The following is a 13369-nucleotide window of genomic DNA, read 5'->3' as shown; positions in this document are numbered from 1 at the left end:
GTATACGTTACGGGTTCTGCTATTAAACTACCTGTTTGACCTCTTTACTCAATGCTTCCAGAAACTTGTCCGCTTCGTCGACACCAATAGCCAGCGAAGGCAGCAACCGGATGGTATGCTTGCCCGCTACGCCGGTAAACTGCTTGTGCGTAAACAACAGCGACTTACGCAGCGCATCGACCGGAAAGTCATATTCTATTCCGATCATAAGGCCCCGGCCACGCAGATCTTTATAGCCCCCGATCTGCCGGATACCATCCATGAAATAGGTGCCCATCCGGGTAGCGTTCTCAATCAGGCCTTCGTCCTTCATGATGTCGAGCACTGCAATGGCGGCCGTACAGGCCAGATGATTACCACCGAACGTAGTACCAAGCAAGCCGTAGCTGGATTTGAATTTGGGCGAAATCAGGATACCACCGATGGGGAAACCGTTGCCCATGCCTTTCGCCATAGAAATAATATCGGCTTCGATCCCACTGAACTGGTGGGAGAAGAACCTACCCGACCGCCCGTAGCCGCACTGAACCCCATCCAGGATCAGCACCGCGCCGGTTTCGTCGCATCGCTGACGCAGCGCCTGCAAAAACGAATCGGTTGCCACATGAATACCGCCTACACCCTGAATACCTTCAATAATGACGGCGCAGGTCTCGTTGGTGATACCCGTTAAAGCAGCATCGACATCATTGAACGGCAGGAACTGAACGTGCTGATTGTAGTTGATAGGGGCTACGATAGACAGGTTATCGGTAGCCGCAACCGCACCCGCCGTACGTCCGTGGAAAGATTTTGTGAACGCAACAACTTTGGTGCGACCGTTATGAAACGAGGCAAGCTTAAGCGCATTCTCGTTCGCTTCAGCGCCAGAATTGCACAAAAACAGCGCATAATCCGGGTGACCTGAGAGAGCGCCCAGCTTATCGGCCAGTTCCTGCTGGAGCGGAATCCGGACAGAGTTGGAATAAAACGAAATCTTATGAAGCTGATCGGTCAACGCCTGCACATAGCGAGGATGCGTATGACCAACTGATATGACGGCATGACCACCGTACAGATCGAGGTAACGGGTGCCATCGACATCCCAAAGGTAGCTACCCTGCGCCCGAACAGGTTCAATATCGTAGAGCGGATAAACGTCAAAAAGATTGGCCATGGATGCAAAGAAAAAAGAGAAATAAGCTGACCGAATAGATTGAACTCAGTCACTCATCGGGTAGTATAAACGGCTGCAAGTTTACGGATAATCCGTCGAAAACGGGGGCTAAACACAAAAAGGAAGCTACACAGCCTCCTCTCCTGTCCATACAATAAGGAATTACAAGCGGGCTACAAACGAGTTTAGTATGGCCAGTGCTTCGTCGGGCTGTTCGATCATACCCAGATGTCCAGATGTTTCGAGCACCGTCAGTTGTGCTTTGGGCAGCGAATCGGCCAGCTGCCGGCTCTTTTCCATGGATACCAGCTGGTCATGCCGACCCGCCACGATCAGGACCGGAAATGGGGCCGTTTGAAGCACATGGGTCCGGTCGGGACGTGACATAATGGCCCGTATTCCTGACTGTAAAGCGTCGCTGGGCAACGTGCTGTACCGGTCGATCAGTTCCTGCCTGGTTGCTTTCATCCCCTCCCGATTGTCAGGCGCGAACATATTGGTAATGGCCGTTTCCAGAAACGGTCGGCTCCCATTCAGGCTTAGTGCATTTATAATTTGTTGCCGCTGCACCTTTTTCTTTTCATCATCGGCATAAGCTGTAGAATGGAACAGGCAAAGGCCGTGGACCATCTCCGGGTGTCGTTCGGCAAAGGACAGCGCCATATAGCCACCCATCGAATGGCCAATCAGAACGACCTTCCGGCTACCAGCGGCCTGTAGCTGGTCGTACAGGTTTTTGGTGTACTCCTCTATGGTCGTCAGATTTGCGATACGCGAAAAATCAGGTCTTAGAACGGTACCGTCTGATACCAGACCGGCGTAGATGCCATCCCAAATGGAAGCATCTACGCCGTGTCCGTGAATCAAAACGATGGTGAATGAATCACTCATCAGTTAGTTGCTTTTATTAGCGTAAGAGGTCGACCAGGATCAAGGCAAGACCCACGATCAGCGCAATGACGCCCAAAGGAGCCGCTGCATTCAGAATAATCAGAAGCAGACCTGCAATACCAACGATCAAACCAATTGTCAGCAACGACTTGGCCATCGTCCGTTCGGGCGACAGTTTATGTTTGATCTGCTTGTCGATCTTTTTGGTAGCCATACGCTCCAGCAGATTCGCTTTCTTGGTCGTGGTTGTGGTGTTCTGCGCCAGAGCGGTTTTAGCTTCGGCCGATGCCAGCATGTTCTTTACCCGGTCCATCCGCTTATTCAGCTTCTTGTCGGTTGCCAGTTTGCTGTCATTGCGAACGTACGCTTCAACCTGCGACATGGTCGCTTTCGCCTGCGCAATCTGTTCTTTCGGAGCAGGAGCGGCTACAGCAACAGCAGCAGTTTCAACGGCCACGGGTGCAACAGCTACCGCTTCAGCTGGCTGAGCAACTTCGGCTGGAGTAACCGCCACAGCTACGGCTTCTGTTGCAGGTGTGTTGTAGTGTTGAACAGGTCCACGTTGAAAATAAGCGACCGGGCGGCTGCAGGATGAAAGAACGGCTACACCCATCAGGGCGGCATAAATGTGTTTGGTGAATGTACTGCTCATAGGTAATTGTTTTTTATAGTAAGACATTGAGTTAACATCCACACAACAGGCTACCTATTGTATTGTTATCCGATAAATGAAAATAGTAGTGAAATCTGAGCGAACGTATAGGGCTGGACAAACAAAACGGTTCGTCAGAGAAACATCTGACGAACCGTTTTGCTGTTCAACTTTGGCACCATAGGTGGCTATAGCAACCCCAGCAGCAACGCTATTACGCCTATAACTAAGGCAACTAAGCCAATTGTTGCAGCGGTGCCTGAGGTCAGCACCATTAACAGCAAACCAATGATAACCAGCACGGCACCCGTTGCCAGCGTCCCTGAATTAATTGTTGGCTTCTGGGGAGAAAATTTCTTTGTAATCTGTTTATCGAGCTTCTTGATCACCATTCGTTCGGTAAAGCTTGCCGGACGTGCGGTATGGGCTGACGCTGATTTATCTACCTGATCCGATGTGGCCAACAGCGTTCTAACCCTGTTCAACCGTTTCTGTACTGTTTTATCAGCCGCTAGTTTACTATCGTTACGAACCAGTGCATCAACCTGATCTATAGCCATCGGTACAGACAAGGTAGCGGGAGCAGCCACCTCAGCAGGACCCGGCGTCACAGCTTCGGTTACGGCTACTTGTGTTACGGCTGTTGGAGACATAGCCCTGGCAACTGTTTCGCGGGGGCTTTTTTGAAGGTAAGCGACGGGGCGACTACAGGCCGCCATAAGCGTTGATACAAGAGCAATAAATAGAAACTGGCAGGTAATTTTCTTCATGACGAAAAGCGAATTAATTTGAGGTAACAAATTCATTATCAATATACCAACTTAGTAGTAAGAGGTTTGTTAAGTTTCAGTTCAAAAATAGGAGTCAGTGGAAAACAAAACGACCGGCTTTTGGGGGCCGGTCGTTCTACAAAAAAGGCTGATCAGCCTGTCATGGCGTCAACTAATGGGTTGGTACAAACCCGTAAGAAACGAACAAAAGGGCTGTCTAGGCCGCCGAGCGAAGTTCATACGCAGCCGTTTTTCCGAATTTTTCACGAGCATACTCCAGGCTGATCGTTAGCTCCTTGAGACTGCTCTGAGAAGGCACTTCGAACATGGCATCGGTAATGATCGACTCGCAGATAGACCGAAGTCCGCGCGCACCCAGCCCGTATTGAAGCGCCTGATCGACAATGTAGTTCAGCGCACTCTCATCCCAGATCAGTGTTACGCCTTCCATCTGAAACAGTTTGTCATACTGTTTGGTAATGGCGTTCTTGGGTTCGGTCAGTATTCGCATCAGCGCATCGCGATCCAGGGCTTCGAGGTGGGTTAGCACAGGCAAGCGGCCAATCAGCTCAGGAATTAACCCAAACGATTTCAGGTCAAGGGCGGAAATATAGCGCATCAGGTGATCCTTTTCGAGCGTGTCGTTCAACTGACGACCACCCGAGAACCCGATAGGGCGCGTGTTGATACGCTTCGTAATGTGGCGCTCGATACCATCGAAAGCACCCCCGCAAATGAAAAGGATGTTCTCGGTATTGATCGAAATCAGGCGCTGGTCAGGATGCTTCCGACCACCCTGGGGGGGCACGTTCACAACCGATCCTTCGAGCAGTTTCAACAACGCCTGCTGAACGCCCTCCCCGCTAACGTCGCGCGTAATACTCGGGTTGTCGGACTTACGGGCAATCTTATCGATCTCATCGATGTAAACGATCCCGCGTTCAGCAGCCTCGACGTTGTAGTCGGCGGCCTGCAGCAGCCGGGTCAGGATTGTTTCGACATCTTCGCCCACATACCCAGCTTCGGTGATAACCGTCGCATCGGCAATACAAAAGGGTACTTCGAGAATTTTAGCGATAGACCGGGCCAGATACGTTTTACCGGTACCTGTTTCGCCTACCATAATGATATTCGACTTTTCAATCGTTACATCATCATCGGTTTTGGTCTGCATCAATCGTTTGTAGTGATTGTAAACCGCCACCGTAATCGATTTTTTGGCGTCGTCCTGCCCGATCACGTATTGATCGAGGTGACGCTTCATATCGATGGGCTTGATAAGATTTATCTTTATCTCGGTAGGCTCACTTTTTCGCGGGCGCATTTCTTCCAGAACCACCTGGTGGCCCTGTTCGATGCAGTAATTACAGATATGCGCGTCAATACCTGATAAAAGTAGCATCACCTCGTTTTTACGCCTTCCGCAGAACGAGCAACTGATTTGTGGCATGAATGGTTGCAGAGTAAATAGGTAGTTTAAGTTGGTTAACACATTCATTTACAGAGCGTAGTAACCAAAGTTAGTAAACGATAATTTTACGGGCTTTGTTAACAATAGACGGCTATAAAATTATAAACCGGCTGTGACTCAGGCAGTGGTCGATTACAAATTTATCATTCGGTTGGCAGACCAGCAAACTCCTAGTTAACAGACAGATTAACTAAATAACCCTCATAGAACCTGTAGCCTGAGGCTTCTGCACTAAAAACGCGAAGGCGCTCAAAGCACCTTCGCGTTTCAGGGTATTCCGTAAAAACCAGCTACTATTTTTCCCGGCGCAGTACTTCATCGATCAGGCCATAAGCTTTTGCTTCTTCAGCCCGCATCCAGTTGTCACGGTTCGAATCGAGTTCGATCTGTTCAACCGTCTGCCCTGTGTGATTAGCCAGAATTTCGTACAGTTCCTGACGGAGCTTAACGATTTCCCGAACGGTGATTTCCATATCGACCGACTGGCCCTGGGCACCACCCGATGGCTGGTGGATCATAACCCGGGCATGAGGCAGGGCCGAGCGCTTGCCAGCCGCACCACCGGCCAGCAATACAGCACCCATCGATGCGGCCAGGCTTGTGCAGACAGTAGCTACATCGGGCCGTACGTATTGCATGGTGTCATAAATACCCAAACCCGCATATACGGATCCGCCGGGGCTGTTCAGGTACATCAGAATATCTTTCTTGGGATCGGCCGACTCCAGAAACAGGAGTTGAGCGACGATGATATTGGCAATGTTATCGTCGACAGGTAAGCCCATGAAAATGATCCGGTCAGCCATCAGACGCGAAAACACGTCGACTTCACGGAAATTCATTGGACGTTCTTCAATGACCGAACGGGTCATATTTTCAACGGTATGCTGGTTGTTGATCGTGTGGGTAACGTAGCCATCGACGGTAAGGCCGTTAAGACCCATATGTTGCACGGCAAACTTGCGGAATTCGTTCTGGAGATTCATATCTTGGTTTACGCTTTGGTTTTAAAACGATGATTAGGCGGTGTAAGTTTCGGTTTTTTTCAGGCCACAAACACCGAAATTTCAGTGAGAACACAAAGGAAAGGTAGTCTGTACAGAAAATTTTGTACGTTCGGTAAGACTATAACTGCCGATTGTAGCGCCGGGCACCGATCAAAAACTCGCACCGAACGATGCAAAATTGCGTTATCCAACCGAAAAACCCTGTCAGTCTGTGTTTAGAATTTATCGGTATCACTTGATATGAAACATTCCCTTCCCGAACGGATCCGTCTGCAACGGCTCCAGCGCGGCCTGTCGCAGGAGAATATGGCCGATTTACTCAGCTTGTCGACAACGGCTTATGGCGACATCGAACGTGGCAAAACCGACCTTACGCTCTCCCGTCTATCGCAAATCGCTACGGTTCTCGACGTCTCGCCCGTCACGCTGCTAACCGATGAGGCCATCCCCGCCCAGGTTATCGATAGCCAACCTGTTGATCAGCTGAATCACGAACTGGAAACGCTCCGGTTAACGGTGGAGAAGCAGCAGGTCGAGCTGGAAAAACTCCGGCTCGAAGCCGAGTTCTACAAACGCCGGTACGACGACCGTATCGCGCTGGAACTAGCCCGCTCTATTGGTATGACCCAAAGCCGGGAGCGTATCGGTTTTTAACCAGCGCCAGGTGTAGTGACCGAATCGGCAGCACCGGGCTACTGTCCGGCCGGTTAATCGATGACGATACGGTCTGTGGGTGAGGGTGACTATTTTTTTTCATCTTTGCATAGGGGTACACTGCGTTTCGGTGGTCTTAGTTAAAAGTCACCGAAAACACCCACATCCACTGACGACAACGGCTCCTTTTGTGCAGACGAATCCGGACGAATCCCTGATCGGCGCTATCCGCATCGGCAACGAAGCGGTGTTCGAATCCGTATTTCGTCAGTACTATGCTCCGCTATGCCGCTATGCAACACCTATTATGGGGGATGCCGACGAAGCAGAGGAAATTGTTCAAAGCGTTTTCCTGACGATCTGGGAACGGCGCGACTCACTGCTTATAACCACTTCGCTGAAGGCTTATTTATATCGTGCCGCGCACAACCGCTGCCTGAACCGGCTCAACCAGCAATCCGTTCAGGCAGGCCACCGCGAACAGGCCGCTACCGAACTCTACGCCGACGCCGGTAGTCCGACTCAATCCCTGCTGGCCGATGAGCTGAATAGCCGCCTGCACAAGGCCATTGGTCAACTGCCCGAACAATGTCGGCGCGTGTTCGAGCTGAGCCGATTCGATGAACTATCGTACAAAGAAATTGCAGACCGCCTGGGTATAGCTGCCAAGACGGTTGAAAACCAGATTGGCAAGGCACTTCGTATTCTTCGAACCGAACTGAGCGATTATTTACCACTTTTACTTTTACTGGCCTGGGGGGTCGGGGCATGATGGCAACCGAATCGCAACTTCCAATCGACGACGCACTGCTGGGCAAATTCCTGGCGGGTGAAGCCTCGCTAACAGAGACCGACCGGGTTCGTCGCTGGCTTACCAACCCTGCCAATCAACGCGAGTTCGACCGGTTCTCCCGCATCTGGACAACGGCAGAAGCATTGGGCCGTCCAGCCAGCATCAATACCGACGCGGCCTGGCAACGGGTTCGTTCGAAAATGAACGGCGCAGCCGAATCCCCAGCCAACCCAGTTATTCGACCGCTGGACTCTGCTGGTCCCAAACGCAGCCGTTGGGTCGTTTACAGCCGGATGGCGGCCATGCTTACGCTGGCCCTACTGGCGGGGGTATCGGTTTGGCGGCTGACGCGCTCCACCGAATCGTTGCAACAGACCCCGCTCCTATCGGCAGCCACTACGACGACAACCCGCCGGCTAACGCTACCCGACGGATCGGAGGTGCTGCTTAACCGCAATAGCCGCCTGACTTACCCGGCTACCTTCGCCGACAGCAGTCGCGATATCGCCCTAACGGGTGAAGCTTTTTTTGAGGTTGCGCACGACGCGCGGCATCCGTTTCGGGTGCGGGCGGGCAGGGCGGTGGTGCGCGTACTGGGAACGTCATTCAACGTGAGGGCGCTGGGCGATAGCATACAGGTAGCGGTACGAACGGGGCGTGTGCAGCTATCGACCCCTCGACAGGCGGTGGTTTTGATGCCCAATCAACAGGCTACGTATCTTGACCCAGTTGACACCATCCGCCGGACGGTACCGCTCGATGCAAACCGGCTGGCCTACCAGACCGGGCGGTTATCATTCACCAATACATCCCTGGCAGAGGTCGTTCAAACCCTGCGCGAGGTATATGGCACGACTATCCGGCTTGATAATCCTGCGGTCGGGCGGTGCCGCCTGACCGCCGATTTTGGCGCTGAATCTATCGACGTTGTGTTGGCCGTTGTGAGCGAAACGCTGTCGCTGACTATTAAACGCGAAGGGGATGCCTATGTGCTGACAGGCGCAGGCTGCGGAGTATGATCGGGAAGGGCCTGTTTATGTCCGGCGTAGGGGTAAGATGCAACTTAGTGGTCATTGGACAAACTCGTTTATTCGCTATGACCTCCATTCGATTACTCATTCTGTTATTCTTTCTGTCGGACACATTACAGGCACAGTCGGTTCCTCCCCTCGAACGGCTCATCTCACTTACCCTGCGTAACGAATCGCTCAGCCAGGCATTGGCCACCATCAGCCAGGTGGGGAAATTCAGCTTTTCCTATAACCCGGCGATTCTGAACCAGGCCCGACCTGTTACCCTGCGGGCTGTAAACCGACCGGTCCGGGAGGTGCTGGGGCAGTTATTCGGCGGCAGCGTCCGGCTCCGTTCGCGGGGCAACCACGTCATCCTGCTCCGCGCCGACGACCCCGAACAACCCAAAGATTTCATCCTGGATGGCTATGTCATTGATGGGCAGACAAGCGACCGAATCAGGGCCGTAAGTATATTCGAACGAACGTCGCTACGGTCGGCCACCTCGAATGAGTACGGCTATTACCGGCTCAAACTACCCGCAGGCCTTTCTCTGATCCGGCTTGAAGTCCGGCGGCAGGACTACCTGAGTCAGTCGCTTTCGATCCAGTCGCGCCAGTCGCAGCCTCAGAATATTTACCTGACGGCAGCGAACAGCCGCCCCTCCGCCTATCCGGCCACCGTTAACCCACTGGACACCCGCCCCCTCCCCGTTGACTCAACGACGCTATCGGTCTTAACCGACCGTCAGGTCGTGTTTGCCTCCGCCGATTCCAGCGTCGTTGCCATGCCCGCGTCGTTTCTGGACCGAAGCCGCCAAACCATTGGCCGCTGGGCACTATCGACCAAACAACTGATTACCGACATCAACCTTGACCGCGACACCCTGTACCGGACCTGGCAGTTTTCGTTGGTACCGGGCATCGGTACCAACGGCATGTTGGGTGGGCGAATCATCAACGATTACTCGATAAACGCCCTGATGGGCTATTCGCTGGGCGTTCGAAAGATGGAACTGGGTGGGTTTTTAAATCTGGTTCGCCAGGACGTTCAGGGACTCCAGGCGGCAGGCTTCGGTAATTTGGTTGGTGGCAACACCAATGGCCTTCAGATGGCCGGCTTTTTTAATATGAACCGGGGGAATGTTGGCCCCGTGCAGCTGGCTGGTTTCCTGAACACGGTGGCCGGAAACACCCACGGCCTGCAAATGGCCGGCTTTCTGAATACGGTTGCGGGTGAAGTGAAAGGCCTTCAGATGGCAGGGTTTCTCAACGCCAATCTGAAAACGATGCAGGGCATCCAGGCGGCAGGCTTTGCCAATGTCAACGGAGGAGACGTACGGGGCCTTCAACTGGCCGGGTTTACGAATATCATGCGCGGACAGCTTTCAGGCTGGCAGGTGAGCGGGTTTATAAACATAGCTCAGGATGTAGTCCGTGGGCGGCAAGTTGGGTTTATCAACATTGCCCGATCGTCGGAACGCGCGCCTGTTGGCTTCCTGAGTTATGTCCATAAAAACGGATATAGAAGTCTGGAAGGATCGGCCAATGAAGTAACAACGCTGAACGCCACGTTCCGCACCGGTGTCCGCTCGTTTTATAATCTGTTTACGGCAGGTATCAACCCAAATACAAACATCTGGAGTTACGGCTACGGCCTCGGTACCGCCACCGCCGAACGCCGGGGCTGGTCATTGGCGCTGGAAGGTAGTGCCCATCAGCTCAACCGCACCGGTGAAGGTGTCCGGAACCTGAATCTGCTACTGCGCCTTACGCCCCTGGTTACAAAGCAGTTCGGCTCTCATTTCGGCTTATCGTTCGGACCTGCTCTAAACGGCTATTACTCGGACAACCCAGTCAGTAACCCACTGGCCAGGGTGACGCTTCCCGCCCTCATCACAACACCGAATGGACCAGATAATGACCTCGACGAATGGTCGGGCTGGCTCGGCTGGCAGGCGGGGCTGCGGGTGAGGTTGTAATAGCAGTTCAGTATGATGTTAACCCTAAAATAAGCTGACCCCGTAGGGACAATCCCTACGGGGATTCAGGCATTGGGCGAATCCTTAAGGCTTATCGCACATTGACGCTATAATTCTCAAATACAGGCAAATAAAATCAAAAGCTGCATAGGGGCCATGGGAGTCGAAGCGGTCATAGCGCAAACAATTCACAAACGCTATGCGAATCTCCTCCTGTTCAGCCCTGCTCCCAGTTCTTTTTGTAGCCACCACGGCGCTGTCTCAACCGCTTACCCAAACGGTTCGTGGGACGGTGGTCGACCAAAGTCTGCAAACACCCATCCCCGGCGCAACGGTCCTGCTCATAAACACCAGCCCAGCTCAGGGAACCATGACCGAAACCGACGGATCGTTCCGACTATCGGGCGTTCGGGTGGGGCGGCAAACGCTCAGGATCTCGTTTGTGGGTTACAAAGACGCACTGCTGTCCAACATCGTGGTCGATGCGGGCAAGGAACTGGTCCTGACCATTGCGCTTGAAGAAACTGTGGGGCAGCTGGCTGAAGTAACCGTCAAGCCAACCGTTGAAAAGGACAAACCCCTGAATGAAATGTCAACCGTATCGGCACGAACGTTTTCGGTCGAAGAGACACAGCGCTTTGCGGCAGCCGTCAACGATCCTGCCCGTATGGCCACGGCTTATGCCGGTGTTGTCGGTGCCAGTGACGGTAACAACACCATCGTCATTCGGGGAAACACCCCCAATGGTCTCCTCTGGCGCATGGAGGGCGTCGAAATACCCAATCCCAACCACTTCGCTAACGTTGGTACGGCCTCCGGCGGCATCTCGATCCTGAGTGCCCAGCTCCTGGCCAATTCTGACTTCATGACCGGTGCTTTCCCGGCCGAATACGGAAACGCACTGTCGGGCGTGTTCGACCTTCGCCTGCGCCGGGGCAACAATCAAAAGGCAGAACATACCATACAGGCGGGCGTACTTGGCATCGATGTGTCGAGTGAAGGACCATTCAGCAAGGGGTACAAAGGCTCGTATCTGTTCAACTATCGCTACTCGACACTGGGTATACTGAGCCGGATTGGCCTTAACATTGGGACAGGCGTCACAACCTTTCAGGACTTTTCGTTCAATATCTATTTGCCAACGGCCAAAACGGGGACGTTTACCCTGTTCGGGTTCGGCGGATTGAGTAGCCAACATACCGATGCCGTACGCGACTCAACAGTCTGGGTCAATACGTTCGACCGCTATAACGAACGGTTTCTGGCGAATACCGGAGCCATCGGCCTGACGCATTCAGTCAATATCGGACGACGGGCATTTCTTAAAACGATCGTATCCGGATCAGGCTACCAGAACAACTACCAGAGCGATTACCTCACGGAAGATTACGCGCCCGAATTACGCTACCGGGAGCAATACACGATCCGCAGAATTACCCTATCCAGCACGATGACGTATAAACCAACCGTTCGGCACACGTTTCGGACGGGCCTGATCGGTGCCGGGATCGGTTATGAGTTGTCGCGCAACGAATGGGATGCCCAACAGCGGCAGGTGCTCACGACCCTGCGGGTTCCTGGTCAGGGTACCCAGACGCTGCAAGCCTTTGGCCAATGGAATTACCGGGTCTCGGAGCAACTAACGCTCAACGCTGGCCTGCACTATCTGCGCCTGTTCCTGAACGGCACGCAGGCCCTTGAACCCCGAGGGTCGGTACGCTGGACGTTCCAGTCGGGGCAGTCGCTAAGCCTGGGGTATGGCCTCCACAGCCAGACGCAGAACCCGGCAGTACTGTTTGCCCGTCGACCGGCTGGCGATGCGATGCAGTCGTCGAACCGGAATCTCGGTTTCACCCGTGCCCACCATATCGTGCTGGCTTACGACCGACGGCTGGCCGACAACCTACGGCTGAAAGCGGAAACCTATTACCAGTCGCTGTTCAACATTCCCGTTAGTGCCGACACGGCCGATTCGTTTGCGCTCATTAATTACCTCGATGGGTTGACCACAAAACGGTTGGTGAACAGCGGCACCGGGCGTAATTATGGGCTGGAACTAACCCTGGAGCAGTTTCTGCACAACAACGTGTATTTCCTGCTGTCGTCGTCGCTGTACCGGTCGGAATACCGTGGATCGGATCAGGTCTGGCGGAGCAGCCGTTTCGACGGACGCCATGCAACCAGCTTCCTGGCTGGCAAGGAGATCATAACAGGGGATCATGGCCTGTTCAGGAACAGCACCATTGGCCTGAACGTTAAACTGACCTATTATGGCGGCTACCGCGACACACCCATCGATCTGGCAGCTTCGCAGGAGCGAGGTGAAACGGTTCAGTACGATAACCTGGCCTACACCGGTCAGCTACCCGATTATTTCCGCACCGATGTTCGGTTCAGCTGGAAAGGAAACCGCCCCCGATCGACCCGCACTGTCTCGCTCGATGTTCAAAATGTAACCAACCGTCAGAACGTCTTCGGCCGCTATTTCGACCTACAGACCGGCACCACCCGGACCAGTTATCAGACGGGCCTGCTGCCTGTGTTGAGTTACCGCGTAGCCTTCTAGACAGAACGGATTTCTTTTTTTAATATACCAACGGACAGGTCCAGTTTACAACGGGCGTGTCCGTTGGTCTTTTTTTGCAGTTTATATAAAGCAAGGCTAAAATCTCCTGCCAGACACACTGAATATGCCCTTGTAAAATCTAAATTTTGGACGATATTGAAACCTTAACGGTTAACGGTAAGCCTGTTATAGGATTAAACTGGGGTGAGATCATATTATAACACAATACATGTTGACCTATAGATAAAACTGGCCTACTAATTGCGTACGACCAAGAAAATAGTCCTACTTAAAACTACCTTCTAATCAATAGACTTGTTGTGATGGTGACTATGAGCTAGTTAACTAAATAGAAGTTCCATAAACCCGCGCAGATTCCTATCGCTGATTCGTACAATGTGACCTTGTGGGTTCGTA

11 protein-coding genes are annotated in these 13369 nt (G+C 52.9%); 5 read left to right on the top strand and 6 right to left on the bottom strand.

Annotation, left to right across the window (positions count from 1 at the left end):
- Positions 1-22 precede the first annotated feature (22 nt).
- The 6 genes from FH603_RS19215 to FH603_RS19190 all read right to left on the bottom strand — a co-directional run bounded on the left by FH603_RS19215 (position 23) and on the right by FH603_RS19190 (position 5926).
- The gene (locus FH603_RS19215) at positions 23-1156 is read right to left on the bottom strand and encodes an aspartate aminotransferase family protein (RefSeq protein ID WP_186739322.1); all 1134 of its coding nucleotides are present in this window, start codon (positions 1154-1156) and stop codon (positions 23-25) included.
- 162 nt (positions 1157-1318) lie between these two features.
- Complete coding sequence (locus tag FH603_RS19210; RefSeq protein ID WP_186739321.1) at positions 1319-2047, bottom strand: alpha/beta fold hydrolase; 729 nt, start codon at positions 2045-2047, stop codon at positions 1319-1321.
- 16 nt (positions 2048-2063) lie between these two features.
- Positions 2064-2699: a hypothetical protein gene (locus tag FH603_RS19205; protein WP_186739320.1), complete on the bottom strand. Its 636-nt coding sequence runs from the start codon at positions 2697-2699 to the stop codon at positions 2064-2066.
- Between the two features lie 188 nt (positions 2700-2887).
- On the bottom strand, positions 2888-3469 hold the full coding sequence (locus tag FH603_RS19200; protein ID WP_186739319.1) for a hypothetical protein: 582 nt from the start codon (positions 3467-3469) through the stop codon (positions 2888-2890).
- A gap of 217 nt (positions 3470-3686) precedes the next feature.
- Complete coding sequence (clpX, locus tag FH603_RS19195; RefSeq protein ID WP_186739318.1) at positions 3687-4919, bottom strand: ATP-dependent Clp protease ATP-binding subunit ClpX; 1233 nt, start codon at positions 4917-4919, stop codon at positions 3687-3689.
- Positions 4920-5233: 314 nt separating this feature from the next.
- Positions 5234-5926, bottom strand: a complete 693-nt coding sequence (locus FH603_RS19190; protein WP_235985254.1) for a ClpP family protease — start codon at positions 5924-5926, stop codon at positions 5234-5236.
- Positions 5927-6187: 261 nt separating this feature from the next.
- Between FH603_RS19190 and FH603_RS19185 the strand changes: the two genes are divergently transcribed.
- The 5 genes from FH603_RS19185 to FH603_RS19165 all read left to right on the top strand — a co-directional run bounded on the left by FH603_RS19185 (position 6188) and on the right by FH603_RS19165 (position 12952).
- A complete protein-coding gene (locus tag FH603_RS19185) occupies positions 6188-6601 on the top strand; it encodes a helix-turn-helix domain-containing protein (protein ID WP_186739317.1) in 414 nt (137 codons plus the stop codon).
- A 190-nt stretch (positions 6602-6791) separates the two neighbouring features.
- Positions 6792-7373, top strand: a complete 582-nt coding sequence (locus FH603_RS19180; protein ID WP_186739316.1) for an RNA polymerase sigma-70 factor — start codon at positions 6792-6794, stop codon at positions 7371-7373.
- Entirely contained in the window at positions 7370-8413 is a 1044-nt protein-coding gene (locus FH603_RS19175; RefSeq protein WP_186739315.1) for a FecR family protein, read from the top strand. The genes FH603_RS19180 and FH603_RS19175 overlap by 4 nt, the downstream gene beginning before the upstream one ends.
- A 77-nt stretch (positions 8414-8490) precedes the next feature.
- Complete coding sequence (locus FH603_RS19170; RefSeq protein WP_186739314.1) at positions 8491-10386, top strand: STN domain-containing protein; 1896 nt, start codon at positions 8491-8493, stop codon at positions 10384-10386.
- 199 nt (positions 10387-10585) lie between these two features.
- Complete coding sequence (locus tag FH603_RS19165) at positions 10586-12952, top strand: TonB-dependent receptor (protein WP_186739313.1); 2367 nt, start codon at positions 10586-10588, stop codon at positions 12950-12952.
- Positions 12953-13369 lie beyond the last annotated feature (417 nt).

It is taken from the genome of Spirosoma utsteinense, assembly GCF_014282275.1.
GTDB lineage: Bacteria > Bacteroidota > Bacteroidia > Cytophagales > Spirosomataceae > Spirosoma > Spirosoma utsteinense.
This window is presented reverse-complemented; position numbering and strand designations above follow the sequence as displayed.

Coding starts and splice junctions, on each gene's coding strand:
- FH603_RS19170 (WP_186739314.1), top strand. CDS start 8,491: ATGACCTCCATTCGATTACTCATTCTGTTATTCTTTCTGTCGGACACA.
- clpX (WP_186739318.1), bottom strand. CDS start 4,919: ATGCCACAAATCAGTTGCTCGTTCTGCGGAAGGCGTAAAAACGAGGTG.
- FH603_RS19165 (WP_186739313.1), top strand. CDS start 10,586: ATGCGAATCTCCTCCTGTTCAGCCCTGCTCCCAGTTCTTTTTGTAGCC.
- FH603_RS19205 (WP_186739320.1), bottom strand. CDS start 2,699: ATGAGCAGTACATTCACCAAACACATTTATGCCGCCCTGATGGGTGTA.
- FH603_RS19210 (WP_186739321.1), bottom strand. CDS start 2,047: ATGAGTGATTCATTCACCATCGTTTTGATTCACGGACACGGCGTAGAT.
- FH603_RS19190 (WP_235985254.1), bottom strand. CDS start 5,926: ATGAATCTCCAGAACGAATTCCGCAAGTTTGCCGTGCAACATATGGGT.
- FH603_RS19185 (WP_186739317.1), top strand. CDS start 6,188: ATGAAACATTCCCTTCCCGAACGGATCCGTCTGCAACGGCTCCAGCGC.
- FH603_RS19215 (WP_186739322.1), bottom strand. CDS start 1,156: ATGGCCAATCTTTTTGACGTTTATCCGCTCTACGATATTGAACCTGTT.
- FH603_RS19200 (WP_186739319.1), bottom strand. CDS start 3,469: ATGAAGAAAATTACCTGCCAGTTTCTATTTATTGCTCTTGTATCAACG.
- FH603_RS19175 (WP_186739315.1), top strand. CDS start 7,370: ATGATGGCAACCGAATCGCAACTTCCAATCGACGACGCACTGCTGGGC.